The 26,673-nt window shown below is 70.1% G+C and carries 22 protein-coding genes; 3 read left to right on the top strand and 19 right to left on the bottom strand.

All coding sequences use genetic code 11. The features are described from left to right. Positions 1-91: 91 nt before the first annotated feature. From aroC to XM48_RS11355, 9 genes are all read right to left on the bottom strand, one after another. Positions 92-1,288 carry a chorismate synthase gene (gene aroC / locus XM48_RS11315; protein ID WP_046455936.1) on the bottom strand — a complete coding sequence of 399 codons (1,197 nt, stop codon included), beginning with the start codon at positions 1,286-1,288 and terminating at the stop codon, positions 92-94. Between the two features lie 4 nt (positions 1,289-1,292). Beyond that, entirely contained in the window at positions 1,293-2,234 is a 942-nt protein-coding gene (locus XM48_RS11320) for a shikimate dehydrogenase (protein ID WP_231580873.1), read from the bottom strand. After that, a complete protein-coding gene (gene mltG / locus XM48_RS11325; RefSeq protein WP_046455937.1) occupies positions 2,227-3,351 on the bottom strand; it encodes an endolytic transglycosylase MltG in 1,125 nt (374 codons plus the stop codon). The genes XM48_RS11320 and mltG overlap by 8 nt, the downstream gene beginning before the upstream one ends. Next, on the bottom strand, positions 3,348-3,845 hold the full coding sequence (gene ruvX, locus XM48_RS11330; protein WP_046455938.1) for a Holliday junction resolvase RuvX: 498 nt from the start codon (positions 3,843-3,845) through the stop codon (positions 3,348-3,350). The genes mltG and ruvX overlap by 4 nt, the downstream gene beginning before the upstream one ends. 1 nt (position 3,846) lies before the next feature. Further along, positions 3,847-6,501 (bottom strand): alanine--tRNA ligase, encoded by a 2,655-nt coding sequence (gene alaS / locus XM48_RS11335; protein ID WP_046455939.1) that lies wholly within the window; start codon positions 6,499-6,501, stop codon positions 3,847-3,849. 52 nt (positions 6,502-6,553) lie between these two features. Further along, positions 6,554-6,790, bottom strand: a complete 237-nt coding sequence (locus tag XM48_RS11340; protein WP_046455940.1) for a YtxH domain-containing protein — start codon at positions 6,788-6,790, stop codon at positions 6,554-6,556. 162 nt (positions 6,791-6,952) lie between these two features. Further along, positions 6,953-7,582, bottom strand: coding sequence for a 30S ribosomal protein S4 (gene rpsD, locus XM48_RS11345; protein WP_046455941.1), 630 nt, complete (start codon positions 7,580-7,582; stop codon positions 6,953-6,955). Positions 7,583-7,798: 216 nt separating this feature from the next. Beyond that, complete coding sequence (locus XM48_RS11350) at positions 7,799-8,962, bottom strand: acyltransferase (RefSeq protein WP_052961469.1); 1,164 nt, start codon at positions 8,960-8,962, stop codon at positions 7,799-7,801. A gap of 64 nt (positions 8,963-9,026) precedes the next feature. Further along, on the bottom strand, positions 9,027-10,436 hold the full coding sequence (locus XM48_RS11355) for a replication-associated recombination protein A (protein WP_046456010.1): 1,410 nt from the start codon (positions 10,434-10,436) through the stop codon (positions 9,027-9,029). A 169-nt stretch (positions 10,437-10,605) separates the two neighbouring features. Here XM48_RS11355 and XM48_RS11360 point away from each other — a divergent pair, with 169 nt between their 5' ends. Then, positions 10,606-11,853: a DUF349 domain-containing protein gene (locus XM48_RS11360; protein ID WP_369699856.1), complete on the top strand. Its 1,248-nt coding sequence runs from the start codon at positions 10,606-10,608 to the stop codon at positions 11,851-11,853. 82 nt (positions 11,854-11,935) lie between these two features. After that, a complete protein-coding gene (locus XM48_RS11365) occupies positions 11,936-12,499 on the top strand; it encodes a hypothetical protein (RefSeq protein WP_046455942.1) in 564 nt (187 codons plus the stop codon). On the opposite strand, the gene XM48_RS11370 is transcribed toward XM48_RS11365, so the two are convergent. The 7 genes from XM48_RS11370 to leuA all read right to left on the bottom strand — a co-directional run bounded on the left by XM48_RS11370 (position 12,478) and on the right by leuA (position 21,592). Beyond that, positions 12,478-14,730: a bifunctional (p)ppGpp synthetase/guanosine-3',5'-bis(diphosphate) 3'-pyrophosphohydrolase gene (locus tag XM48_RS11370; RefSeq protein ID WP_046455943.1), complete on the bottom strand. Its 2,253-nt coding sequence runs from the start codon at positions 14,728-14,730 to the stop codon at positions 12,478-12,480. The genes XM48_RS11365 and XM48_RS11370 overlap by 22 nt on opposite strands. A 32-nt stretch (positions 14,731-14,762) precedes the next feature. Further along, positions 14,763-15,773 (bottom strand): protein translocase subunit SecF, encoded by a 1,011-nt coding sequence (secF, locus tag XM48_RS11375; protein ID WP_046455944.1) that lies wholly within the window; start codon positions 15,771-15,773, stop codon positions 14,763-14,765. Between the two features lie 2 nt (positions 15,774-15,775). Further along, on the bottom strand, positions 15,776-17,548 hold the full coding sequence (gene secD / locus XM48_RS11380; RefSeq protein WP_046455945.1) for a protein translocase subunit SecD: 1,773 nt from the start codon (positions 17,546-17,548) through the stop codon (positions 15,776-15,778). Positions 17,549-17,623: 75 nt separating this feature from the next. Further along, positions 17,624-18,055, bottom strand: coding sequence for a preprotein translocase subunit YajC (gene yajC / locus XM48_RS11385; RefSeq protein WP_084821146.1), 432 nt, complete (start codon positions 18,053-18,055; stop codon positions 17,624-17,626). 78 nt (positions 18,056-18,133) lie between these two features. Next, on the bottom strand, positions 18,134-19,132 hold the full coding sequence (gene ruvB / locus XM48_RS11390; RefSeq protein WP_046455947.1) for a Holliday junction branch migration DNA helicase RuvB: 999 nt from the start codon (positions 19,130-19,132) through the stop codon (positions 18,134-18,136). Further along, positions 19,129-19,758 (bottom strand): Holliday junction branch migration protein RuvA, encoded by a 630-nt coding sequence (ruvA, locus tag XM48_RS11395; protein WP_046455948.1) that lies wholly within the window; start codon positions 19,756-19,758, stop codon positions 19,129-19,131. The genes ruvB and ruvA overlap by 4 nt, the downstream gene beginning before the upstream one ends. Before the next feature lie 70 nt (positions 19,759-19,828). Continuing rightward, entirely contained in the window at positions 19,829-21,592 is a 1,764-nt protein-coding gene (leuA, locus tag XM48_RS11400) for a 2-isopropylmalate synthase (RefSeq protein WP_046455949.1), read from the bottom strand. 172 nt (positions 21,593-21,764) lie between these two features. On the opposite strand from leuA, the gene XM48_RS11405 reads away from it, so the two are divergent. After that, positions 21,765-23,588 carry a DUF2207 domain-containing protein gene (locus XM48_RS11405; protein ID WP_046455950.1) on the top strand — a complete coding sequence of 608 codons (1,824 nt, stop codon included), beginning with the start codon at positions 21,765-21,767 and terminating at the stop codon, positions 23,586-23,588. Positions 23,589-23,659: 71 nt separating this feature from the next. On the opposite strand, the gene XM48_RS11410 is transcribed toward XM48_RS11405, so the two are convergent. The 3 genes from XM48_RS11410 to XM48_RS11420 are packed head-to-tail and all read right to left on the bottom strand — an operon-like array spanning position 23,660 to position 26,549. After that, on the bottom strand, positions 23,660-24,787 hold the full coding sequence (locus XM48_RS11410; RefSeq protein ID WP_046455951.1) for a class II histone deacetylase: 1,128 nt from the start codon (positions 24,785-24,787) through the stop codon (positions 23,660-23,662). Continuing rightward, entirely contained in the window at positions 24,784-26,298 is a 1,515-nt protein-coding gene (locus XM48_RS11415; protein WP_052961470.1) for a sodium:solute symporter, read from the bottom strand. Before XM48_RS11415 ends, XM48_RS11410 begins: the two co-directional genes overlap by 4 nt. After that, on the bottom strand, positions 26,295-26,549 hold the full coding sequence (locus XM48_RS11420; RefSeq protein ID WP_046455952.1) for a hypothetical protein: 255 nt from the start codon (positions 26,547-26,549) through the stop codon (positions 26,295-26,297). The genes XM48_RS11415 and XM48_RS11420 overlap by 4 nt, the downstream gene beginning before the upstream one ends. Positions 26,550-26,673 lie beyond the last annotated feature (124 nt).

Genomic DNA, 26,673 nt, shown 5'->3' on the forward strand with positions numbered 1-26,673 from the left:
GACTGCACCGGCACGGGGGCCGTGCGCGGCGGAGCCGGAACCGGACGCGCGGCGGGCGGGCCCGCGTCGCGCCCGGCGCGGCGGGACGCGGTCACGATTCGAGCGCGGTCGCGAGGTTCTCGGGGATCGCAGCGAGGTAGGCGTCGAGGTTCCGCTTCGTCTCGGCGACGCTGTCGCCGCCGAACTTCTCGGTGACGGCATCGGCCAGCACGAGCGCGACCATCGCCTCGGCGACCACGCCGGCTGCCGGAACGGCCGAGACGTCGGAGCGCTGGTGGTGCGCCTTCGATTCCTCGCCCGTGGAGACGTCGATGGTGGGCAGCGCGTGCGGGACCGTCGCGATGGGCTTCATGCCCGCGCGGACGCGGAGCAGCTGACCGGTGGTCATGCCGCCCTCGATACCGCCGGCCCGGCCCGTGTCGCGCACGATCCGGCCGTCGCGCAGGTGCAGCTCGTCGTGCGCCTCGGAACCGCGGCGCCGGGTCGTCTCGAAGCCGTCGCCGACCTCGACCGCCTTGATCGCCTGGATGCCCATGAGCGCGCCGGCGAGACGCGAATCGAGCCGTCGATCCCAGTGCACGTAGGAGCCGAGCCCCGGGGGCAGGCCGTAGGCGAGCACCTCGACGATACCGCCGATGGTGTCGCCCGACTTCTTGGTGTCGTCGACCTCCGCGACCATGCGCTCGCTGGTCGCCGCGTCGAAGCAGCGCAGCGGATCGGCATCGAGCGCGGCGACGTCCTCGGGACGGGGCAGCGGAGTGCCTGCGGGGGTTTCGACCGCACCGATCGAGACCGTGTGGCTGACGAGCCGGATCCCGAGCTCGGCCAGGAACGCACGTGCCACGGCGCCGAGGGCGACGCGGGCGGCGGTCTCCCGGGCGCTCGCGCGCTCGAGCACCGGCCGGGCCTCGTCGAAGCCGTACTTCTGCATACCGGTCAGGTCGGCGTGGCCGGGGCGGGGACGCGTCAGCGGGGCGCCTCTGCCGCGGGACTTCTCGGAGAGCTCGATCGGCTCGGGGCTCATCACCTCGGTCCACTTGGGCCACTCGGTGTTGCCCACGCGGATCGCGACCGGGCCGCCGATGGAACGGCCGTGCACGACACCGCCCGAGAGGTGGAGCTCGTCCTGCTCGAACTTCATGCGCGAGCCGCGGCCGTAGCCGAGCTTGCGCCGTTCGAGGTCGGCGCGGATCCCGTCGATCGAAACGGGCACACCGGCGGGCAGCCCCTCGAGCACGGCAATGAGTTCTGGGCCGTGGGATTCCCCGGCCGTGAGCCAACGCAGCATGGATCTATCTTTCCATACGCGGCAGGCCTGCGGCGCCGCGCATGACGTCGAGCAACGCGGCCTCGTCGGGCAGCGGGAACGACGGCTCCCCCGCGACGAAGATCCGGGCCTGCACCAGCGCCTGCTCCACGAGCATGTCGAGGCCCGGGTGAGCGGTGCCGCCCGCGACCCGCCAGCGCTCCGCGAGCGGGGACGGCCAGGGATCGTAGGCGACGTCGAAGAGCGGAGCCCGCTCCAACCCGGCGGGCAGCTCGATCCCGTGTCCGGCGGGCCCCGGCAGCGCCGAGATGACGAGCGTGGCGTCGGCCGCCTCGACTGTCACAGTCCCGTCTTCGGTGCCGAGCACCGCTCCGGAGACGCGCACCGCTGCGCCCGAGCCCTCGCTCGTCCCGTCGAATCGCGCCGCGAGATCGGCGACCGCAGCGGAGTTGCGCGCGAGGATCGTGATGCGCTCGGCGCCGAGGCTGCGGGCTGCGAGCAGAGCGGAGACCGCGGTGGCCCCCGATCCGAGCACGACCGTGCGCTGCGCCTCGAGGCCGGCACCGCGGATCGCCGCCGCGAGGCCCGGCACGTCGGTGTTGTACCCGGCCCAGCGCGGGGCCGCGTCGCCGGGTGCGACGATCCGGAACAGGGTGTTCACGACGCCGCTCTCGGTCGCGACGGGGTCGAGCACCGTCGCGATCCGATGCGCTTCCTCCTTCAGCGGCATGGTCACCGAGAAGCCGCGCCACTCGGGGCCCCGGCCCCGCAGGAACGCTTCGAGACCGTCCGCGCCGCAGCGCACGCGGGTGTAGCTCCAGTCCAGGCCGAGCGCGTCGTACGCGGCGCGGTGGATCCGCGGAGAACGGGAGTGCTCGATCGGGCGGCCGAGGACGGCCAGGCGCTGCGCAGTCGCCCGGAGCTCCGGCTCGTCGGCCGGGGCGCCGAGCGTCGTCGGATCAGTCACAGCGCTTGCCACCCGCGGCCCTGTGCGCCTCGCACCACTGCCCGAGCTTGGCCACCGCGGCCTCATGCTCCTCGTTGGTCTCCGAGAACACGGTCTCGCCGGTCTCGAGGTTGATCGGCACGAAGTAGAGCCACTTGCCCGGGGCCGGCTTCATCGCGGCCGCGATGGCGACGTCACCGGGGAGACCGATGGGCCCGATCGGCAGGCCGGGATTCGCGTAGGTGTTGTACTTGTTCGACGCATCGGCCCGCTCGGCCTCGGTGGTCCACACCGTGTGGGTGTTGCCGGTGCCGTACGCGACCGTCGCATCGGACTGCAGCTTCATGCCCTGATCGAGGCGGTTCTGGAACACGCGGGCGATCTTCGGGAAGTCCGCCTGGTTGGATCCCGCCTCGCGCTGCACGATGGAGGCGAGGGTGAGCACGCGCAGCTCATCGGCCTCGGGCACGCCGTGCTCGCGCAGCGCCTGCCCCATGCGCTCGACCATCTTCTTGATGATGGTCTCGGCGGTGTCGCCCGGCTCGAACGTGTAGGTGGCCGGGAACAGGAAGCCCTCGATCGAAGGAGCGGCCTTCGGGATCCCGTACTTGCTCGGGTCCTTGACCGCCGCGTCGAAATCGGCCTGCGGAATGCCGGTGACCTTCGAGATCCGAGCGAGCGCGTCCCTCGCGGCCATGCCCTCGGGGATCGTCACCGTCAGCTTGATCTGGTTCTTGGGGTCCTGCAGCGCGGCGAGAGCCGCCTTCGCGCTCATCTGCTTCTTCAGCTGGTAGGAACCGACCTGGAACTCGACGGCCGGATCCTGCTTGAGCAGCAGATCGTAGAACGCCTCCGACGTCTTCACGACGCCCTGCTTCGCCAGGGAGGCGGCGATGTCGCTGCCGATCTCGCCCTCGCGGATCGTGACCACCGCCGATCCGGTGCCGGAACCCTCGTAGTCGTTCTTCTCCCAGCCCATGGCCTTCGAGACCTGAGCACCGAAGCTCGACCAGAGCACCGCGACCCCTGCGCCGAGACCGCCGAGCAGGAGCACCGCGACGAGCAGGACGATGAGCACCCGCTTACCCGTGCTGCTCTCCTGCTTGGCGCGGCGTCCGCGCTTCTGGCGTGCGTTCATCGTTCGTCTCCTCGGTCTTCGGCGATCGGGTCGGCGTCCTGCGGGTCGAGCGCTTCGCCGGGGGGCGCGCTCTGCGCGCGCTCGGTGTCGAGCGCGTGCTGCAGGATGACGACGGCCGCGGCCTGGTCGATCACCCCGCGACTGTTCTTGGTGTTGCGTCCGGCCTGGTGCAGCTGGCTCTGGGCCGAGACGGTCGACAGGCGTTCGTCGACGAGGCGCACGGGCAGGCCGCGCTCGGCGAGCCGTCGGGCGAAGGCCTCGGCGTCGTCGGTCGACGGGGTGCGGTCGCCGCTCAGGCTCAGCGGCAGGCCGACCACGGCCTCGAACGCGCCGTGCTCGGCGAAGAGCACCGCGATCCGCTCCACGTCGTGCCCGCCCGAGGCGACACGCCGGACCGTCTCGACCGGCGTGGCGAGCATGCCGTGAGCATCGGAGCGGGCCACGCCGATCCTGGCGCGGCCCACGTCGATGCCGAGTCGTACGCCCGTGCGCACCCTACGCTCCGATGCTGCGCCGGATCTCGGCGAGCGCGTCGTCGATCTTGGAGACATCGGCGCCGCCGCCCTGCGCGAGGTCGGGCTTGCCGCCGCCCCCGCCGCCGAGCACCTGCGCACCGAGCTTCGCGAGGTCGCCCGCACGAACGCCCGCATCACGAGCCCCCGCGGTCGTCGCCGCGATCACGACGGGCTTGCCGCCGGCATCGCCCGCGAGCACGACCACACCGGCCTCGTCGGCCAGACGGTCGCGCAGCTGCAGCACCAGGCCCCGCACGTCGTCGGCGGAGCCGACCGTGCCGAGCGAGCCGAGCACGGCCCGGACCGAGCCGAGCGTCTCGGCGCCGGCGAGCAGCTCGGGGACGCGCTCCGCGAGCTTTGCAGCCTCCAGCTGGGCGATCTTCTTCTCGGCGGCCTTCAGCTGCGCGCCGAGATCCTGCACGCGCTGCACCAGCTCGCCGCGCGGCGTGCGCAGGCCCGCGGACAGCTCGTGCACGATCGCGCGCTCCGCGGCGAAGCTGCGGAAGGCTTCGAGGCCGACGAGCGACTCGATGCGGCGGTTCGTGGAACCGACCGAGCTCTCGGAGACGAGGTTGATCATGCCGACCTCGGCGGAGCTCGTCACGTGCGTGCCGGCGCAGAGCTCGCGCGACCAGGGACCGCCGATGTCGACGACGCGCACGCGGTCGCCGTACTTCTCGCCGAAGAGCGCCATGGCGCCCAGCGCCTTGGCCTCGTCGATCGGCATCTCGCGCGTGACCACCTCGTAGTCCGAGCGGATCGCCAGATTCGAGATCTCCTCGATCTCGCTCTTGGTCTCGGTGCTCAGCGCTTCGCCGTGGGTGAAGTCGAGGCGCAGGTAGCCGGCCTTGTTGTAGGAGCCTGCCTGATGCGCGTTCGAGCCCAGCACCTGGCGCAGGGCCGCGTGCACGATGTGCGTGCCCGAGTGCGCCTGCGTCGCGCCGCGCCGGTAGTCGGCGTCGACGCGGGTCTCGGCCCGCGCGTCGACGGCGATGGTGCCGACCTCGACGCGGACGGTGTGCACGATCAGGCCGGGAACCGGCTTCTGCACGTCGAGCACCTCGGCCTCGAAGCCGTCTCCGACGATGAGGCCCTGATCCGCGTCCTGCCCGCCGGACTCGGCCCACAGGCTGGTCTCGGCGAGCACGACCTCGGCGACCTGGCCCTCGCTCGCGGCGGGAACCGGCTTGCCGTCGACCACGATGCCCAGCACGCGGCTCTCGTGCGTCAGCTCGTCGTATCCGGTGAAGAGGGTCTCGCCCTGCCCGCGGAGCTCCTTGTAGATCGAGAGGTCGGCGCGCTGGCCCTTCTTGGCCTTCGCATCGGCCTTCGCGCGCTCGCGCTGCTCCTGCATGAGCGTCTTGAACACGCCCTCGTCGACGGTGACCCCGGCCTCCTCCGCGATCTCGAGCGTCAGCTCGATCGGGAAGCCCTTGGTGTCGTGCAGCAGGAACGCAGTGTCGCCGGTCACGGCCCGGGTGCCGCTCTTGGCGGCGTCGATCGCGCCGTCGAGGATCTCGATGCCCGAGGCGAGGGTGCGGAGGAAGGTCTTCTCCTCGGTGTAGGCGGCGCGCGAGATGAAGTCGAAATCGCGCTCGACCGCCGGGTAGGAGCCCTTCATCGCGTCGCGGGACACCGGGAACAGCGCCTCGAACGTCGGACCGTCGACGCCCAGCAGGCGCATCGACAGGATCACGCGGCGGAGCAGGCGTCGCAGGATGTAGCCGCGGCCCTCGTTCGACGGCGTCACGCCGTCGGCGATGAGCATGAGGCCCGAGCGGACATGATCGGCGATGACGCGCAGACGCACGTCGTCGGTGTGGTCGGCGCCGTAGGTCTTGCCGGCGAGCTCGGCCGCGCGATCGAGCACCGGCCGCACCTCGTCGATCTCGTACATGTTGTCGACGCCCTGCTTGAGGAACGCGACGCGCTCGAGACCGAGGCCGGTGTCGATGTTCTTCTTCGGCAGCTCGCCCAGGATCGTGAAATCGGTCTTCGACTTCACGTCGGCGACCTGGTACTGCATGAACACCAGGTTCCAGATCTCGACGTAGCGGTCGTCGTCGGTGGCGGGGCCGCCGTCGATGCCGTACTCGGGGCCGCGGTCGAAGAAGATCTCGGAACAGGGGCCGGCCGGCCCGGGCTGCCCCGTCGACCAGTAGTTGGTGTCCTTGCCGAGGCGCTGGATCCGCTCCTCGGGAAGGGTGGAGTGCTGCTTCCAGAGCGCGATCGCCTCGTCGTCGTCCTCGTAGACGGTCACCCAGAGATCGGCGGCATCGAAGCCGAGGCCGCCATCGGCCTCGCTCGTGGTGAGGAGCTCCCAGGCGAACTGGATCGCGCCCTCCTTGAAGTAGTCGCCGAACGAGAAGTTGCCGCACATCTGGAAGAAGGTGCCGTGGCGGGGCGTCTTGCCGACCTCTTCGATGTCGTTGGTGCGGATGCACTTCTGCACGCTGGTGGCGCGCGGGTACGGCGCGGGGACGAGGCCCGAGAGGTAGGGGACGAAGGGGACCATGCCGGCCACCGTGAACATGAGGCTCGGGTCGTCGCTCACGAGCGACGCCGAGGGCACCACCGTGTGGCCCTTCCGTTCGAAGAAGTCGAGCCAGCGGCGACGGATCTCAGCGGTCTGCATGGGGTTCTGGTTCCTTTTGGGGAGGTGCGTACGAGTGGGAGTCGGGGTGCGCTCAGTCGGCGGCGTGCTGCTTGGCCTCGAGGCGGCTCAGACGACGCTCGACCTCGTCGAGCGTCTCATCGAGCTCGGCCTCGCCCTCGCGGTACCCGTTCGCGAGCGCATCGCTGAACTCGCGCGCGCCGCGGTTCACCCGCTCGAAGAAGCGGCGCCCCTCGGGCGTCTGGTTGACGAAGTGGGCGGCAACGAAACCGGCGGCGACTCCGACGATCAGCCAGGACAGTCTGCGCATGGGGATCCTCCAGATCTCTCGACCGTGCAAGTCTAGCGGGGGCGCCTTTGCGTGCCCTTCATATCCCGCGTCACGGCGCGTACGCGGTGCGACGGGCTCCGGAAACGCCGAACGGCCGCCGGATTGCTCCGACGGCCGTTCGTATCGCTGTGCGCGAAGCGCTTAGCGGGCTGCGTAGTACTCGACGACGAGCTGCACTTCACAGGTCACGGGGACCTCGGCGCGCTTCGGACGACGGACCAGGCGAGCCTGGAGCTTGTCGAGCTCGACCTCGAGGTAGCCCGGGACCGGGGGCAGGACCTCGGCGTGACCGCCGGCCGCTGCGACTTGGAAGGGCTCCATCCCCTCGGAGCGCTCCTTGACGTGGATGAGCTGACCCGGCTTCACGCGGAAGGAGGGACGGTCGACGATCTTGCCGTCGACGAGGATGTGGCGGTGCACGACCATCTGGCGAGCCTGCGAGGTGGTGCGGGCGAAGCCGGCGCGGAGCACGAGGGCGTCGAGACGCATCTCGAGGAGCTCGACCAGGTTCTCACCGGTCAGGCCGTCCTGGCGACGGGCTTCCTTGAAGGCGATGACGAGCTGCTTCTCGCGGATGCCGTACTGGGCCCGGAGACGCTGCTTCTCGCGCAGGCGGACGGCGAAGTCGCTGTCGCTCTTACGCTTGGTGCGACCGTGCTGGCCGGGGCCGTAGGGGCGCTTCTCGAGGTAGCGCGCAGCCTTCGGGGTCAGGGCGATCCCGAGCGAGCGGGACAGGCGGGTCTTGGAACGGGTACGCGACGTAGTCGACACGTGGATCCTTTCGAGTTTCTGCTGAGCCGTGCGCGGATGCGCGCGGCCGTGTTCTCTCGGCCATGCTGCGCCCGCATCAACTGAGTGATGCACGCGACGCAACGAACCGTTGTCGGTGAGGGAACGACCAGTGCAGAAACCCGGCTACAGGGCGCCTGCCACCAGGCTCTCGCACGCAGCCAGCTGCGAGAGCGGTGTTGGCCAGCGTTCAGCTTATCAGATCGAGGCGCCGCGCCGCCCCGGAGCCGGCTCCGGCGATTCCTCCCGGTGGTCCCGATGCCGGTCGAGCGCCTCGAAGGAGCGATCCAGTCCGCGGCGGAGGATCGGCCGCAGCGGCCGTTCGACCCAGCGTTCGATCGCCGCCGCGAGCAGCAGGCAGGCGAGCACCGTCAGGCCGAGCAGCGCGATCGGCGGGATCTCGGCGTGCAGCGTCTCGATGATCCAGCGCCCCCACTGCTCGTGGATGAGGTAGAGCGGGTAGGTGAGCGCGCCGGCGTAGGTCATCCAGCGCCAGCCGCGATGCGCCAGCGGTGTCAGGGTGATGAGCGCGACGAGGGCGAAGATCCCGATGACGATGATCGCGGCCGTCAGCTCGTCGCCGGTGAACCCGGAGTACTTGGGCATGCGCTCGTAGATCTCCTGCGCGATGGTCTGCCGGACCGCGATCGCGATGTTGAAGCCCAGCAGCATCCATCGGAGCAGGCTGTGCCCGCGCGAGTGGATCAGGTAGAGCACCATGCCGCCGGCGAACAGCGGCGCGTAGCTCGGCGAGAGCAGCGTCGCGAGGAAGGCGTTCCCGCTCTCCTGCGCCACGAGTGCCAGGAACGGCCAGAGGAACGCCAACCCGATCATGCGCCGCTCCGTCAGGCCGAACGCGAGGACGATGCCGATCAGCACGTAGAACCGCAGTTCGACCCAGAGGGTCCAGTAGACCCCGTCGACGTGCGGCTCCCCCATCGTCTCCTGCAGCATCGTGAGGTTCGCGAAGAACTGGGGCAGGGAGACCGCGTCGTCGCCCCGCGGAGCGATCCACAGCAGCAGGATCGTGGTGAGGAGCACCGCAGCCCAGTACGCCGGCAGCAGACGGGCGGCTCGCGCTGAGACGAACTGCCCGATGGTGCGCCCCTCGGCCGAGAGCAGGATCACGAAGCCGCTGATCACGAAGAAGAGCTGCACCCCGAGCGCTCCGTACGCGCTGATCGGTGCGAGGTGCGGGAACTGCTCGGCGACCGGCACGCCCCACACCTCGGTCTTGCGGGAGGTGAAGTGGTAGACGAGCACCGCCATCGCCGCGCCGAACCGGGTGAGGTCGAGCAGCAGGAATCTCGGCCGCGAGGTCGCGAGCGAGCTGAACTGAGGGGCCGAAGCGGGACTGAACATGACCCGGACGAACGTACGGCGTCGGCCTCCGCGGAGCCTGGTTGCGGGGCGCGGGCGACTCCGGCTAGCCTCCGCGCGTGATGCGTCGGATCTTCTCGAGCCGCTCCGCGATCTCGCGCTCGCGCCCGTGCTGGGTCGGCTGGTAGTAGGTCGTTCCCTCGAGCTCGTCGGGCAGGTACTGCTGGCGGACGACACCGCGCGGATCGCTGTGGGGGTAGAGATAGCCCTTGCCGTGGCCGAGCCGCTTGGCACCGGGGTAGTGCGCATCGCGCAGCGGTTTGGGCACGAGCCCGAATCGACCGGCCTTGACGTCGGCGATGGCGGAATCGATCGCGCTGATGACCGCATTGGACTTGGGGGCCGTAGCGATGTAGATGGTCGCTTCGGCGAGCGGGATCCGTGCTTCGGGAAGTCCGATCAGCTGCGTCGCCTCAGCCGCAGCCACGGCGATCGGCAGCGCCTGGGGGTCCGCCATGCCGACGTCCTCGGCGGCGTGGACCATGAGCCGCCGCGCGATGAACCGCGGGTCCTCGCCGGCCTCGATCATGCGGGCCAGGTAGTGGATCGCGGCGTCGGGATCCGAACCGCGCAGCGACTTGATGAAGGCGCTGATCACATCGTAGTGCTGGTCGCCGTTGCGGTCGTAGCGGAGCAGCGCCCGGTCGACGGAGACCGCCACGATCTCGCCCGTGATCAGCGCGGGCCCGGGCGGCTCTTCGGCGGCGCGCCGTTCGGGCGCCTCGCCCGACCCGCCGGCTTCGGCGTCCTCTTCTTCGTCTTCGTCCTCGTCGATCGCGTCGAACTCGAACTCGCCGTCGACGTCGTCCCCCACTGCGCCGCCCGCCGAGGTGGAGAGCGCCGAACCGGCGGCCGCCTCGAGCGCCGTGAGCGCGCGTCGGGCGTCGCCCGAGGAGAGTTGTACGAGCGCCTCGAGTGCTTCGTCCGTCAGTTCGACCGCGCCGTTCAGGCCGCGCGGATCCGCGACCGCGCGCTGGATGAGCACCGTGAGGTCCTGATCGGTGAGCGGTTCGAGGGTGAGCAGGAGCGAGCGCGACAGCAGGGGGCTGATGACCGAGAACGACGGATTCTCGGTGGTGGCGGCGACGAGGGTGACCCACCCGTTCTCGACGCCCGGCAGCAGCGCGTCCTGCTGGGCCTTGGTGAAGCGGTGGATCTCGTCGAGGAAGAGCACGGTCGCGACGTCGTAGAGATCGCGGTCGTTGAGCGCGCGCTCCATCACCGTGCGCACGTCCTTGATGCCGGCGGTGACCGCGGAGAGCTCGACGAAGCGCCGTCCGCTGGACTGGGCGATGGCCTGCGCGAGCGTGGTCTTGCCCGTGCCGGGAGGACCCCAGAGGATCACCGACACCGGGCCGGCGGCCCCGCCGCCCGCAGAGGCGAGCACGCGCAGCGGGGATCCCGGACGCAGCAGGTGCGCCTGGCCCACGACCTCGTCGAGGGACTGCGGGCGCATGCGCACGGCGAGCGGCGCGGTGGCGGCGGGAAGCGTAGGAACGGTCACGCGGCAATGGTATCCGTGACCACCGACAACGAATCGGGAACTCGGGTCCTCCCCCGCCAGAGCGCTATGGCATAGTGGGAGAGGTCATGGCCGCGACCTTCGCGGACCCCCGAAACGACAGGTGAGCAGCACGGTGAGCGATTCGACGAACGAGACGACCTGGGGACGAGTCGACGAGACCCTCACGGTGTACGTACGCGAGGCAGACGGCGAGCGTGCCGTCGGACAGTACCCCGACGGCACCGCCGAAGAGGCGCTCGCCTACTTCGAGCGCAAGTACGCCGATCTGGCCGGCCAGATCTCGCTGCTCGAGCAGCGCATCGCGCGCGGCACGGCCGCGGCCGATGTGGCCGACACCGTCGCCCGCCTGCGCGAGCAGCTCGTCGAGCCCGCCGCGGTCGGCGATCTCGCCGCGCTGCGCGAGCGCATCGCCAAGCTCGACGGCAAGGCCCACGAGCTGACCGAGAAGCAGCAGGCCGAGCGCGAGGCCGCCAAGCAGGAGGCCGTCGCGAAGCGCGAGGCGATCGTGGTCGAGGCCGAGCGCCTCGCCGCGCAGCCCGAGTCTTCGGTGCGCTGGAAGGAGACCGGACAGGCCTTCGAGCAGCTCTTCACCGACTGGCAGTCGGCTCAGCGCGGCGGCCCGCAGGTGCCCAAGTCGCAGGCCGATGCGCTGTGGAAGCGCTTCCGCGCGGCACGGCAGCAGTTCGACACGGCCCGCCGTGCGCACTTCGCCCAGCTCGACGCGACCAACAAGGACGTCAAGCAGCGCAAGGAGCGCATCATCGCGGCCGCCGAGGCGCTCGCCCCCAAGGGCATCGACGGCATCTCCGCCTACCGGTCGCTCCTCGACGAGTGGAAGGCCGCCGGTCGCGCGAGCCGCAAGCTCGACGATCAGCTCTGGGCCCGTTTCAAGGCCGCCGGCGACGTGCTGTACGCGGCGAAGGCCGCCGAGGTCGCCCAGACCAACGAGGAGTACTCGGCGAACCTCGTCGCGAAGGAGGAGCTGCTCGGCGAGGCCGAGGCGCTGCTCCAGGTGACCGACCGCGTCGCCGCCCGCAAGCGTCTCACCGAGTTCCAGATCCGCTGGGACGAGATCGGCCGGGTCCCCCGCGAATCCGTCCGCGCCGTCGAGAGCCGCCTCCGTGCCATCGAGGATCACGTGAAGCAGCTCGAGGACGAGCACTGGCGCAAGAGCAACCCCGAGACCAAGGCCCGCAGCGAGGGCCTGCGCGGCCAGCTCGAGGCGTCGATCTCCGAGCTCGAGGCCGAGATCGCCGCCGCGGAGTCCGCGGGCGACGCCAAGGCGAAGACCGCCGCAGAGGAGAAGCTGTCGACCCAGCGCTCCTGGCTCGCCGCGCTCGGCGACTGAGTCCCGGCCGGGTGACCGGCAGTTCTCCACAGCACCGATCCCGGGGGTTCCGCACCCCCGGGATCGCTTGCATCATGGGGGCATGTCCGCCTCCCCGCCCCGCATCGACCGCTGGCCCGTCGCCGTCCGTTCCGCCGCCCGACTCCGCGGGGTGCTGACCGGCTGCGGGCCGGGCCTGCGCGGGATCGGCTGGCCGGAGTCCCCCGCCGTGCGCCTGGTCGCGCTGGCGGCATGGATCGGCCCAGAGCTCGCGGCCTGCGGCACCACCGCCGCCTGGGTGTGGGGTGCACGGCGCGATCCGGGTCACCCGCTGCACGCGGCGGTGCTGGGCGGGCGACGCGCGCGCAGCACCGAGCCGAGCGCGCTCCGCGTGCACGAGTACCGCCTGGCTCCCACCGACCTCGTCGAGTTCGACGGCCTCAGGGTCACGTCCCGCGTCCGCACCGCCGAGGAGCTCCTCTTCCACGAACGGGAGTTCGGGCCCGCGGAGCGCGCGAGCTGCCGATTGCTCGTGCTCGGCACCGCGGGCGGAGCCGACGCGCTGCGCGCACGCGTCGAGGGATCCCGGCGCCCGCATCGGGCCCGCGCCCGCACCCGCCTGCGCGAGTGCGGGCTCTCGGAAGATCAGCCGCCGCTCACCCGATAGGCGTCGTAGACGCCCTCGATCCGACGCACGGCATTGAGCACGTGCTCCAGGTGGGTCGTATTCGCCATCTCGAAGACGAAGCGGCTCAGCGCCAACCGCGAGCTCGAGGTCTGCACCGAGGCCGACAGGATGTTGACGTGGTGCTCGGAGAGCGCACGGGTCACGTCCGAGAGCAGGCCGGAACGGTCGAGCGCTTCCACCTGGATCTGCACCAGGAACACGCTCTTCGCGGTCGGCGCCCACTCGACGTCGACGAGGCGCTCCTCCTGGTGGGCGAGCGCGAGGAAGTTGCGGCAGTCGGTGCGGTGCACCGAGATGCCCTGACCCTTGGTGATGAACCCGCGGATCTCGTCGCCGGGCACGGGCGTGCAGCACTTCGCGAGCTTCACCAGCACGTCGGACGCGCCCTTGACCACGACTCCGCTGTTCGCATCGGGCTTCCCCGCGCGCCGCGCGCCGAGGCCCGGCCGCGCGGTCTCGACGGCTTCGACGGTGGCCTCGTCGGCCGTGACCAGTGCGGTGACCTTCTCGATCACCGACTGGGCCGAGACGTGCCCCTCGCCGACCGCCGCGAAGAGCCCCGTGACGTCGACATACCGCAGCTGCAGGGCGACCTGCTGGATCGCCTCGGAGTTCATGATCTGGTGCAGGGGCAGGTTCTGCTTGCGCAGCGCCTTGGTGATGTCTTCCTTGCCCTGCTCGACCGCCTCATCGCGGCGCTCCTTGGTGAACCACTGGCGGATCTTGTTCTGCGCCCGCTTGCTCTTGACGAAGTTCAGCCAGCTCTGGTTCGGTCCGGCGTCGGGATCCTTCGAGGTGAAGACCTCGACGACGTCGCCGTTGTGGAGTTCGGTCTCGAGCGGGACGAGGCGGCCGTTGACCCGGGCGCCCATGGTGCGGTGCCCCACCTCGGTGTGCACAGCGTAGGCGAAGTCGACGGTGGTGCCGCCGTCAGGAAGCCCGATGACGCGCCCCTTGGGCGTGAAGACGTAGACCTCCTTGGCGCCGATCTCGTAGCGGAGGGCGTCGAGGAACTCGCTCGGGTCCTCGGTCTCGGCCTGCCAGTCGGAGATGTGCGCCAGCCAGGCCATGTCGGCGGAGCTCTGACCCTGCGCCTGGCCGCCCTGCTGCTTGTACTTCCAGTGCGCGGCGACGCCGTACTCGGCGCGCTGGTGCATCTCGAAGGTACGGATCTGGATCTCGACCGCGCGGCCGTCCGGACCGATGACGGTGGTGTGCAGCGACTGGTAGAGATTGAACTTCGGTGTCGCGATGTAGTCCTTGAACCGGCCGGGGATCGGCGTCCAACGCGCGTGCACCGCGCCGAGCACCGCGTAGCAGTCGCGGATCGAGCTCACGAGCACGCGGATCCCGACGAGGTCGTAGATGTCGTCGAAGTCGCGCCCGCGCACGATCATCTTCTGGTAGATCGAGTAGAGCTCCTTGGGCCGGCCGGTGACCTCGCCCCGGATCTTGGAGTCCCGCAGATCGGATTCGATCGAGCTGATGACGACCCCGACCAACTCCTCCCGCTTGGGGTTGCGCTGGGTGACGAGGTTCTGGATCTCGGCGTAGAGCTTCGGCTTGAGCACCGCGAACGAGAGGTCCTCGAGCTCGGTTTTGATCGACTGGATGCCGAGGCGGTGCGCGAGCGGCGCATAGATCTCGAGCGTCTCCTGCGCTTTGCGCTTCGCGGAGTCGCCGGGCACGAAGCCCCAGGTCCGGGCGTTGTGCAGGCGGTCGGCGAGCTTGATGACGAGCACGCGGATGTCCTTCGACATCGCGACGACCATCTTGCGGACGGTCTCGGCCTGAGCGGAGTCGCCGTACTTGACCTTGTCGAGCTTCGTCACGCCGTCGACGAGCATGGCGATCTCTTCGCCGAAGTCGTCGGTGAGCTGCTCGAGCGTGTAGTCGGTGTCCTCCACCGTGTCGTGCAGCAGCGCCGCCGCGATCACGACGGGCGCGACCCCCAGGTCGGCGAGGATCTGCGCGACCGCGATGGGGTGGGTGATGTAGGGCTCGCCGCTGCGCCGCTTCTGGCCGCGGTGCGCCCGCTCGGCGACGGTGTATGCGCGCTCGATGACCGACAGGTCGGCCTTGGGCGCGTTCCCCCGGACGGTGCGGACCAGCTGGTCGACCGCTCCGGGGGAACTCGCGCGCGAGAAGATGCGCGGCACGAGCCGCCGCAGGGAACTGGCAGAAACGGTTCCCGGATCACTAGCCGCCATGCGAACCCTCCCGTCGCTGAGATGGTTGAACGCTACACCACGCTGGGCTCGGGCTCCGAATCGGCCTGGAGCTGCTCCGCCTTCTGATCGTGCTTCTTGATAGCGGCCTCGCCCTGACGCAGCAGCGCGTACGTCGGCGCAGCGATGAAGATCGTCGAGTAGGCGCCCACGAGAATGCCGATGAACAGCGCGAGCGCGATGTCGCGGAGGGTTCCGGCACCCAGCACGAACGCGCCGATGAACAGGATCGAGGCGACCGGCAGCAGCGCCACGACGGACGTGTTGATCGAGCGCACGAGCGTCTGGTTCACGGCGAGGTTGACCGCCTGGCCGAAGGTGCGACGCTCGGTGAGCTCGCCCGGAGCGGTGTTCTCACGGATCTTGTCGAACACCACGACGGTGTCGTAGAGCGAGTAGCCGAGGATCGTCAGGAAGCCGATCATGGCGGCCGGCGTGATCTCGAAACCGGTGAGACCGTAGACGCCCGCGGTGATGATGAGGTCGTGGAACAGCGCGATGAGCGCCGCGAGCGACATCTTCCACGTGCGGAAGTAGATCGCCATGACCAGAGCCGCGAAGAGGATGAACACCCCGAGCGCGATGACCGCCTGGCGGGTGATGTCCTGCCCCCAGAGCGCACCGATATAGGACGAGGTCACCTCGGACTCGTCGACCTGGTAGACATCGGCGAGGGCCTTGCGGATCTCCTGCGCCTCGGCGTCCTTGAGCTGCTCGGTCTGCACGCGGATGTCGGTCTGCCCGACGAGCGAGACGCGGGGCGCGGAGCCCGGCAGCACCTCGTCGACCGCCTTCGTCGCGAGCGCCTGATCGCGTTTCTGCCCCTCGGCGATGTGCACCTGGAACTGGCTGCCGCCGGTGAACTCGATGCCGAAGGTGAAGCCGCCGCGCAGCAGCGGTCCCGCGATCGAGATGAGGATCATGATCGCGGCGACCAGGAACCAGGTCTTCCACCGGCCGATGAAGTTGATCGACTTCTCACCGGTGTAGAGGGCGTTGCCGAATTCGGAGAATGAGCGAGCCATGGTCAGCTCTCCTTACCGGTGGTGTCGGCGACGCTCACGGCGTCGTGGGTGCCCGCGGATTCCGCGGCCTTGCGTTCGGCGATGGTCTGTCGGCGCTCGGCTTCCTTCCGGCTGCCGGCGTTCTTCTTCGCCTTGCCGTGGGTCGCGACGACGGGCTCGCGGAACTGCACTCGTCCGCGGTACACCGCCCCGAGGCGGCGCGGGTCGAGGCCGGAGAACGAGTGCCCCTCGTTGAAGAAGCGCATGCGGCTGACGAACGCCATCATCGGGTGCGTGAAGAGCGCGACGACGAGGATGTCGACGAGCGTCGTGAGGCCCAGCGTGAAGGCGAAGCCGCGCACGTTGCCGATCGCGAGGATGAACAGGATCGCAGCGGCGAGGAAGTTGATGCCGTCGGAGGCCAGGATCGTGCGGAGCGCCTGCTTCCAGCCGCGCTCGACCGACTGCTCGAGGCTGAGCCCGTCGCGCAGCGCGTCGCGGATGCGCTCGAAGTAGACGATGAACGAGTCGGCCGTGATACCGATGGCCACGATGATGCCCGCGACGCCGGCGAGCGACAATCGGTACCCCTGGCGCCACGACAGCACCGCGAGCAGCAGGTAGGTCAGCAGCGCCGCGATGGCCAGCGAGGCGACCGTCAACGTGCTGAGCGCCCGGTACTGGAACAGCGAGTAGACGACGACCAGGATCAGGCCGATGAGGCCGGCGAGCAGGCCGGCCTGGAGCTGGTTCGTGCCGAGCGTCGCCGAGATGTCCTCCTGGCTCTGCACGGTGAAGCTGATGGGCAGCGCGCCGAACTTCAGCTGGTCGGCGAGCGCCTTCGCGGATTCCTGCGTGAACCCGCCGGTGATCGACGGCTTGCCGTTGAGGATCTGACCGTTCATGGTCGGTGCCGACAGCACGCTGCCGTCGAGCACGAACGCGAACTGGTTGAACGGCGGCTGCGCGCCGTAGAGGCGGGTGCTGATGTCGCCGAAGGTCTTGGTGCCCTTCTTGTCGAAGGTCATCTGCACGGCCCAGCCGCCGGTGGTCGCGCCGGTCTGCGTGGTCTCGGGCTGCGCGACGGCGTCGGAGATGACCTCGCCGCCCATCTCGACGGGGCCGAGGATGTACTTCGCGGTGCCGGTGTTGTCGCAGGTGATCAGCGGGCGGTCGGCGGGTGCCGATGCGGCCGCGGTCGCGGAGTCCTTGGTGCACTCGAACGCCGCGAACTGCGCCTGCAGCCCGGCGGTCAGCCATTCCTTGTCGCCCGCGCCCTTGGGCAGGGTCTTGGGGTACAGCTCGCCCTTGGCCTCGGCGTCCTTCGCGGCCTGCTTCTGCGCGGCCAACGCCTTCTCGGCCTCGGCCTTCTGAGCCGGATCGGTGGGCATCTGGATCTTGCCGGCGGCCTCCGCGAGCACGGGCCGGAAGTCCAGCTTCGCAGACGCCTCGATGCGCTGCAGCGTGGCCTCGTCGGCCTTGCCCGGGATCGAGACCGAGATGTTCTGGTTGCCCTGCGTGGTGATCTCAGCCTCGGAGACGCCCGAGGCATCGACGCGCTGGCGGATGATGGAGACCGCCTGCTGCAGCTGCTCCCCCGTCACGGTCTGCCCGCTCGTCTGCTTCGGCGCGAGCAGCACCTGGGTGCCGCCCTGCAGATCGAGCGCGAGCTTCGGCATCCAGGTCGCTTCGCCCCTGGCCACCCCGAAGGCGAGGAGGCCGGCGAGCCCGACGATGATGACGACGAGGAACGTGAGGGAGCGGCGGGCTTTGCGCACCGCGGGGGGAGAAGCCACGGAAGGACTACTTTCTTTGACGGGAAGACGGGCGGCTCCCCGGCAAGGCCGGGGAGCCGGAGCTGATTGCGGCGGTTACGCCTTGTCGCCCGACGGCTTGACGTCGCCGTCGGTGCCCGGGGCGGCCTCGTCAGCGGCGGCCTCCGCGGCCGGCGCCTCGGGGGCGTCGCTCTGGGCCGAGGCCTGCGCGGCCGCGTCCTCGGCGACGCGCTCGCCGAACTCGGGATCGTCATCCGGGGCGATGTCGGCTGCGGGCTCGGCCACCGTCTCGGCCGGGCTGATGATCTGGCCGACCGCGTTGCGGTGCACGACGATGGAGGAGGTGCCGCTGTGCACGGTCACGCGGTTCTCTTCTGCGTCGACCGACTCGATGGTGCCGTAGATGCCCGACTGGAGCATCACCTCGGCGCCCGGACGCAGACCGTCCTGCAGCTCCTGCATCGCCTTCTGCCGCTTCTTGCCGTTGCGGAACATGAAGATGACGAGCACTGCGATGAGTGCGAACATGACGATCGTAATCGGGTCCACAACTGGCCTTTCAGAGCGGGAACACAGGGGTGCGCCGAATGCGCACATATGGAACGACTATAGGGCATCCGGCATGGGAATACCTGTGGCTTCCCATGCGCGCCGGGTCGCCATGCGCCCGCGCGGAGTACGGGTCAGCAGACCGGACCGCACGAGGAACGGTTCGACCACGGACTCGATGGTCTCGGCCTCTTCGCCGACCGACACCGCGAGGGTCGACAGGCCGACGGGCCCGCCGCCGAAGCGCTCGACCACCGCGTACAGCACTTCGCGGTCGAGCCGATCGAGACCCTGCTCGTCGACGTCGTAGAGGTGGAGCGCCGCGTGCACGCTCTCGGTGTCCCCCGGAGTGCCGTGGACGAGGCAGTAGTCGCGCACGCGCCGCAGCAGTCGGTTGGCAATGCGCGGGGTTCCGCGGGAGCGCCGCGAGATCTCGCCGATGCCGTCGGGGGCGATCTCGAAGTCGAGCAGCCGGGCGGCGCGACGCACGACGTCCGCGAGCTCGTCGTCGGCGTAGAACTCGAGGTGCGCGGTGAAGCCGAAGCGATCGCGCAGCGGGTTCGGCAGGAGCCCGGCGCGGGTCGTCGCCCCGACCAGCGTGAACGGAGCGAGTTCGAGCGGGATCGACGTCGCACCGGCCCCCTTGCCGACCATGATGTCGATGCGGAAGTCCTCCATCGCGAGGTAGAGCATCTCTTCGGCGCTGCGGGCCATGCGGTGGATCTCGTCGATGAAGAGCACCTCGCCGGGGGTGAGCGCCGAGAGCACCGCTGCGAGATCGCCCGCGTGCTGGATGGCCGGCCCCGAGGTCTGGTGCAGCGGCTTCTCCAGCTCGGCCGCGACGATCATCGACAGCGTGGTCTTGCCGAGGCCCGGAGGGCCGGCGAGCAGGATGTGATCGGGCGAGCGCTGCTGGATCGTGGCCGCGTCGAGCAGCAGCCGGAGCTGCTTGCGCACCTTGGCCTGTCCGACGAACTCGTCGAGCGAGCCCGGCCGGAGCGCGCCCTCGAAGCTCAGCTCGGTCGGAGTCGCCTGCGCCGACAGCTCCCCCGTCATCGCGCCGCGCTCCCGGTCCGTGCGCGGGGCGCCTGCAGCAGCGCCAGTGCCGCCCGCAGCAGGCCGGCCTGGTCGGCGGGCGCGCCGGCGGCGCGAGCGTCGTCGACGGCCCGCTCGGCATCGGATTCGCCCCAGCCGAGCCCCATCAGGCCGGCGCGCACCGCGTCGGCCGCGAGCTGATCCGAGTCCACCGCGACCGGTGCCTCGGTCGAGGCGGCGAAGGCCTCGGGCCGCAGCTTGCCCGCGAGGGACACCGCGATGAGCTTCGCCGTCTTGGGGCCGATACCCGAGACCCGCTTGAACGGCTTCTCGTCCTCCGCGAACACGGCGGCGGCGATCTCGCTCGGAGTGAGCTCTGAGAGCACGCCGAGCGCGCTGCGCGGCCCGACGCCCGAGACGGCGAGCAGCTGCCCGAAGACCTCGAGCTCATCCGCGGTCGCGAAGCCGAACAGGGTCAACGAGTCCTCGCGCACCACCAGTGAGGTGTGGAGCGAGAGCTGGTCACCGGGTGCGTTCGCACCCGCCCGGCCGGAGGGCACCTCGACCCGCAGGCCGAGACCACCGACGCCGACAACCACCCAACCCGCACCCGCGGAGAGCACGGGGCCCTGAATCGAAGCAATCACGCAGTCACCCTACGGCGCGGCACCGACATCGCGTCGGGGCCACGCCGCAGCAGGCGAACATATCTTCGAATCAGGCGCCGACGGGCTCCGCGATGCGCTGGTCGGTGCGCACCGAACGGTTGACCGAGGAGATGATCGCCTTGAGCGTCGCGCGGCTGGTGTCGGGGTCGATGCCGACCCCCCACAGCCGCTGCCCGTCGACCTCGAGGTCGACGTAGGCGGCGGCGACCGCGTCGCCGCCGGAGCTCATCGCGTGCTCCACGTAGTCGAACAGCGTGATCTCGTGCCCGTGCTCGCCGAGCGCCCGGATGAACGCGTCGACCGGACCGTTGCCGCGCGCGGTCGTCTGCTGCTGTTCGTCGCCGACGCGCAGGTCGACGGTCAGCTCGGTCACCCCGTCGCCCGCGCTCGCGGTCGCCGTGCGGGTGATCTCGTACCGACCCCAGCGGTCCGCGGCGGGATCCTGCGCGGGCAGGTACTCGTCCTGGAAGATCTTCCAGATGGAGTCGCTCGACACCTCGCCGCCCTCGGTGTCGGTGAGGCCCTGCACGACCGCGCTGAACTCGATCTGCAGTCGACGCGGCAGGTCCAGCGAGTGGTCGGTCTTCAGCAGGTACGCGACGCCGCCCTTGCCCGACTGCGAGTTCACGCGGATCACCGCCTCGTAGGAGCGGCCCAGGTCCTTCGGATCGACCGGCAGGTACGGCACCGCCCACTCGATGTCGTCGACGGAGACGCCGGCGGCCTCGGCGTCGGCGGCCATGCGCTCGAAGCCCTTCTTGATGGCGTCCTGGTGGGATCCCGAGAACGCCGTGTAGACGAGGTCGCCCGCCCAGGGGCTGCGCTCGGGCACGCGCAGCTGGTTGCAGTACTCGGCGGTGCGGCGCACCTCGTCGAGGCGCGAGAAGTCGATCTGCGGGTCGATCCCCTGCGTGAACAGGTTGATGCCCAGCGCCACCAGGTCGACGTTGCCGGTGCGCTCGCCGTTGCCGAACAGGCAGCCCTCGATGCGGTCGGCACCGGCCATGTAGCCGAGCTCGGCGGCCGCGACCGCGGTGCCCCGGTCGTTGTGCGGGTGCAGCGACAGGATGACGTTCTCGCGGTGGTTCAGGTGGCGGCTCATCCATTCGATCGAGTCGGCGTAGACGTTCGGGGTCGCCATCTCGACGGTGGCCGGCAGGTTGATGATCACCTTGCGGTCCGGCGTCGGCTCGAACACCTCGAGCACGTCGTTGCAGACCTCGACCGCGTACTCGAGCTCCGTGCCGGTGTACGACTCGGGCGAGTACTCGTAGTAGATGTCGGTGCCCTCGCAGATGTGCTCGCTCGCGCGGCACAGCTTCGCCCCGTCGACGGCGATCTGCTTGATGCCCGCGCGGTCGGAGCGGAACACGACATCGCGCTGCAGGATGCTCGTGGAGTTGTAGAGGTGCACGATCGCCTGCTTCGCGCCGATCAGCGACTCGTAGGTGCGGGTGATCAGGTGCTCGCGCGCCTGGGTCAGCACCTGGATGGTGACGTCCTCGGGGATCGCGTCCTCTTCGATGAGCTGGCGCACGAAGTCGAAGTCGGTCTGGCTCGCCGAGGGGAAGCCGACCTCGATCTCCTTGTAGCCCATCTTGACGAGCAGATCGAACATGATCCGCTTGCGCTCGGGGCTCATCGGGTCGATGAGCGCCTGGTTGCCGTCGCGCAGATCGACCGCGCACCAGCGGGGAGCCTCGGTGATCCGCTTGCTCGGCCAGGTGCGATCGGGCAGATCGACCGCGATGATCTCGTGGAACGGACGGTACCGGTGGATCGGCATGGTCGTCGGCTGCTGCTGGTTCTTCATGATCTCGTCTTCATCTCTCGCTTGCGAAGTTTTTCAGCCAACACGAAACGCCGCGACGAGGGAGGCCTGAGAACTAGGACTCGTCGCGGCAGCTAAGAAGAAGCGAGCGGAACCGCATACCGTCACTATACACGGCTCGCCCACCCCTCCCGGCCAGCCGTAGGCTGGCCCCATGCCCCGGATCGCCCGCACGCTCATCCGCACCCTCGCGTCGGCCGCACTCTGCGGATTCGCCCTCGTCGCGGCTCCGTTCTCGGTCGCCGCGCCAGCGCAGGCCTCGGTCGACGACTTCTCGTACGAGAGCTGGGACGCCAAGTACGTGCTCGACCTCGATGCGGAGGGCCGCGCGATCGCGCGCGTCACCGAGACCCTGACCCCGGTGTTCCCGGACTTCGACCAGAACCGCGGTCTCGTGCGCGCGCTGCCGCTCGACTACGAAGACGCCCCCGTGCCGCCGACCGATATCTCGGTGACCGACGGCGCCGGCCGGCCGGTACCGTTCACCACCGAGGACTCGGACCGGTTCCGCGGCATCCTGGTCGGCGACGACTCCTACGTGCACGGGCGGCAGACCTACGTCATCTCGTATTCCCTCCGCGACGTGGTCCTCGCGGCGACGAAGACGAAGGCCGACGAGTTCTACTGGGACGTGCTGCCCATCGAGCGGAAGCAGCGCGTCGATGCGTTCTCCCTCGAGGTGGAGTTCGCTCCGGCCCTCGCGAGGCACCTCACGGGGAACGCGGCCTGCTACACCGGGCCCTCCAACTCGAAGGACCGCTGCGGCGTCGAGGCCGCGGGCCGGTCCGAGACCTCCGCGATCGCGTCCGCCCACCTCTCCGAGGTCCCACCGGGTTCGGGGGTGACCGTCGCCATCGGCATGGACCCGGGGACGGTCGTGCAGCCTCCGAACCGCGTCCCGAACTTCTGGCTGGACCGCCTCCCCGCGATCCTCGCACTCGGCGCGCTCGGCTGCGGGATCGCGGGTGCGATCCTCGTCGGTGGGCTCGTGCGCCGGCGTCGCTTCTTCCGGGGAACGATCGTGGCGCAGTACGACGTTCCGTCCCATCTCCCTCCCCTGCTCGCGGCGAACCTCATCGGCGGCGCGAAGTCTGTACTGCCGGCCGAGTTCGTGCACCTCGCGGTGCACGGCGCCACCCGCATCGAGGACAGCCCGCAGGCCGAGAGCTTCTGGGCGGGCAAGCAGCCTCCCGTGCTCCGCCTGCTCGACCCCGCCGCGGCCACCGACCCGCTCGACCAGCGCACCCTGGCGGAGCTCTTCGCGGGACTCGCTCCGGGCCAGGCGTTCCAACTGCCGACGAAGGACTCCCGCTTCGCGCAGCGGATGCAAAAGCTCGTGAGCGGCGTCCCCGCCGAAGCCAGATCGCGCGGCTACACGACCACGGAGGCGAGCCGCGGCGCGCGGATCCTCGGATTCATCGCACTGGGACTCGTGCTGGCGACCGCGCCGCTCTTCGTCCTCGGGATCGGGCGCCCAGAGAGTCTCACCTTCGGTGTCGGGCTCCTGCTCGCGGCGTCCTTCGTCCTGGCGATCGTCGCGCTCGCCAAGCACCGGGTGCTCACGCCCGCCGGCGCCGAGGCCCGGGAGTACCTGCTGGGCGTCAAGCTGTTCACGAGCGTGGCCGAGGCCGACCGGATCCGCACGCTGCAGAGCTACACCGGTGCCGAGCGGCTCGAGGACGCCGGGGTCGATGTCGTGCAGCTCTACGAGCGACTGCTCCCCTACGCGATGCTGTTCGGCCTCGAGAAGGAGTGGGGCCGCGTGCTCGAGGTCCGCTACCAGGAGGCGGGTGTGGCCGTTCCGATCTGGTATCCGGGACTCGCGGCGCACGGCCTCGCCGGACTCGATCGCAGCCTGAGCGACATGTCGAGCAGTTTCAGCTCCTCGGCCAGCTACACCTCGAGCTCGTCGGGCGGATCGTCGGGCGGCGGGTTCTCGGGCGGAGGCGGCGGAGGAGGGTTCTCCGGCGGGCGCTGACCCGGTCCGGGCCGGATCGGCGCACGGGGCCGGGGCGGACCGCATCGCGTCCGCCCCGCCCCCGCCCGCGGTCACTCCGCCCGACCGAATCCGAGTCGCTCGGCGATCGCCTCCGCCTGCGCGACGACCTCGTCCTGCCACGGCTGCAGCGGGTGCGCCGGCGAGGCGTCGAAGGAGGCGCCGAATGGGTCTTCGACCCCCGTCTCGCGTCCGCTCAGCGCTTCGAGCACCGCGAGTCCGCAGAACGGGACGTGCACCGGCGAGTACCCGCCCTCGTGGGAGAACACGACGCGTCCGCCGCACGCCTCCTCCGCGACCCCCAGGATCCGCTCGGCCATCGCCTTGAAACCCCCCGAGGTCACGGTCATGCAGCCCAGCGGATCGACGGCGCTCGGGTCGAAGCCGCTCGACACGATCACGAGGTCCGGCGCGAACGCGCGGATTGCCGGCACCGCCACGCGGTCGATGGCCGCGAGGTACGCGCCGTTGCCGGATCCCGCGGGGAGCGGGATGTTGATGTTGCGGCCCTCCGCGCCGGGACCGCCGATCTCGTCGAGCGAACCGGTGTCCTGCGGGAACAGGCGGTCCTGGTGGATGGAGATCGCGAGCACGTCGGGATCGTCCCAGTAGATCTGCTGCGCGCCGTTGCCGTGGTGCACGTCGTAGTCGACGATCGCCACCCGTCGCACCCCGAGCTCGGCGCGCGCGTACTCGATCGCCACGCACACGTTCGAGAAGAGGCAGTACCCCATGCCCATCTCCCGACGGGCGTGGTGACCGGGCGGGCGGACCAGCGCGTAGGCGTTGTCGACCTCGCCCCGCATCACCGCGGCGACCGCGGCCATGGTGCCGCCGGCCGCCAGCTTGGCGATCTCGAACGAGCCCCGACCGAACGGCGTATACCCGTCGCCCGCGTCCCCGCCGCGGTCGGCGCTCAGCTCGCGGATCCGCTCGACGTGCTCCGGCGTGTGCACCCGCAGCAGGTCGGTGTCGGAGGCCTCGACCGCCGGGACGCGGACGAGCGCATCGATCAGGCCGGAGACCTCGACGAGGCCCGCCATTCGTGACTTGGACTCGGGGCTCTCGAACGCCTGGTGGGGCTGGTTGAAGCCGCCGGACGGGGCGACCCCGACGGCCGTCCCGGTGTCGTGCCAGGCATAGCGCTCGTGCCAGACGTATCCGGTGCGTCGCTGGGTCATCGGGTGGCTCCTTCGGTGAGGGATGCGCCGGAGTCCGCGGACTCCGGCTCGGAGAGGTGATCGAACAGCGCATCGACGCGCTCCCGCTCGGCGCGGGACACCGGCACGAGGTACGCGCAGGCCACGTAGACGACGCTGTTGACCGCGAGTGCCGCGACGCCGCTCGTCATGCCGCCGAGCACGGGGATCGCGATGGGGTACGCGATCTGGAGCACCGCGGCGACGACGAAGCCCGAGACCATGCCGCCGATCGCACCGATCGCGTTGCCGCGCCGCCAGAAGATGCCGAGCAGGAGGGTCGGGGCGAGCTGCACGATCCCCTGGTACGAGACCATGGCGAGCGCGATGAGCCCGTTGAGGGTCGTCGCCGTCAGCACTGCGATCACGCCGGCGATGATGGTGAGGACGCCGACCGCTATCTTGCCGGTCCTCGGATCCTCGATCCGTTCCCCGCGCGCCACCCCGACGATGTCGTTGGCGGTCTGGGCACCGAGCGCCTGGAGGTTGGCGCCCACGTTGCCCATGGTGGCGGCCACCACGCAGATGCCCGCGAGCGTGAGGACCACGGGTCCCCCGACGCTCGCGGTGATGAACCAGACCGCGTCGGTGGCCTCGGCGACACCGGGCAGGCTCGCCGCGAGCATCGCGAGGATCGAGAGCGCGGTGCCGAACACGAAGAGGATCGGCGCCGCCATGACCGCGGAGCGCTTGATGGTGCGGGTCCCGCTCGACGCGAAGAGGCGCACGAAGATATCGGGCCAGCACCAGCCGCCGAGCGCACCGGTGAGCACGAGCGAGAACAGGTAGAGGGGCCCCTCGGCGCTGCCCGGCCCGGGCAGCCGGAAGAAACCGTCGGGCAGCGCGGCGAAGCCGTGCCCGTTCGTCACGAGCCAGGTGATGAGTCCGAGGATCAGCAGCAGGCCGAGCCCGTAGGCGACGAGACCCTGCACCATGTCGCTGAGCACGAGACCGCGCGCGCCCATCCGCACGGTCCAGACCTGGCGCAGCACGAGCACGCCGATGCCGATGAACGCGGCCGTGCCCGCGGCGACCTGTCCGAACGAGAGGTAGGTGAACACGAGCGTCAGCGACTGCATCCCGAGCACGATCCAGGGGAACGAGGCGAGGATACCGATGATCGCAGCGACGACGCGCACCGCCTTCGATCCGTAGCGCAGCCCGAGCAGGTCCGCCTGGGTGCGCAGGTCGAAGCGTTTGCCCCAGGTGTGCACCGGCTTGGCGAGCATGAACATGAGCACCACTGCGAGCAGCGCGTAGGGCACCGAGTAGAAGCCGATCGCTCCGGCCGCCGCCGCGTACCCGGCGAAGGAGATGAAGATGGTGCCGGGCAGCCAGGTGTTCACGAAGGCCATGGTCGAGAAGAAGGGGCCGAACGACCGCCCGGCGGTCGCATACTCGCTGAACGAGTCGGTCCGCTTGCGGCTGCGTTCGAGCACGAAGACGATGACGAGGAAGAAGAGGGCGACTCCGCCGTAGCCGAGGAAGATCACGGTCGGGCCTCCCCCGCGCTCGACGGCCGCGCAGCGGCCGACTCGGCCCGCTCCGCACGGGCGTCGAGGACGTACATGGTCCAGATCGCCGCGAGTACGAGCAGTCCGGTCACGATGAAGTACCAGACTCCCCCGTCACCGACCCACCACTGGAGCGGCGGGAAGAGCATGATGAAGAACGAGGCGGCGACCAGCGCGGCGATGCCGCGTCTGCGGCCCCGGCTCGGGCCTGACCTGGCGGGTGCGGTCATGAGGGCATCCTTTCGTCGGCGTCGTTGCCGATTTCTGCCGGAACGTTCCGGCATTGCAGTAATGATGCATCTCCGATGCCAGGACGTCAAGCGTCGATCCCCGGTCGCACGGCGTCCCGCGCCC

Origin of the sequence: Leucobacter sp. Ag1 (assembly GCF_000980875.1) — a bacterium.
In the GTDB taxonomy this organism is placed as follows: Bacteria; Actinomycetota; Actinomycetes; order Actinomycetales; family Microbacteriaceae; genus Leucobacter; species Leucobacter iarius.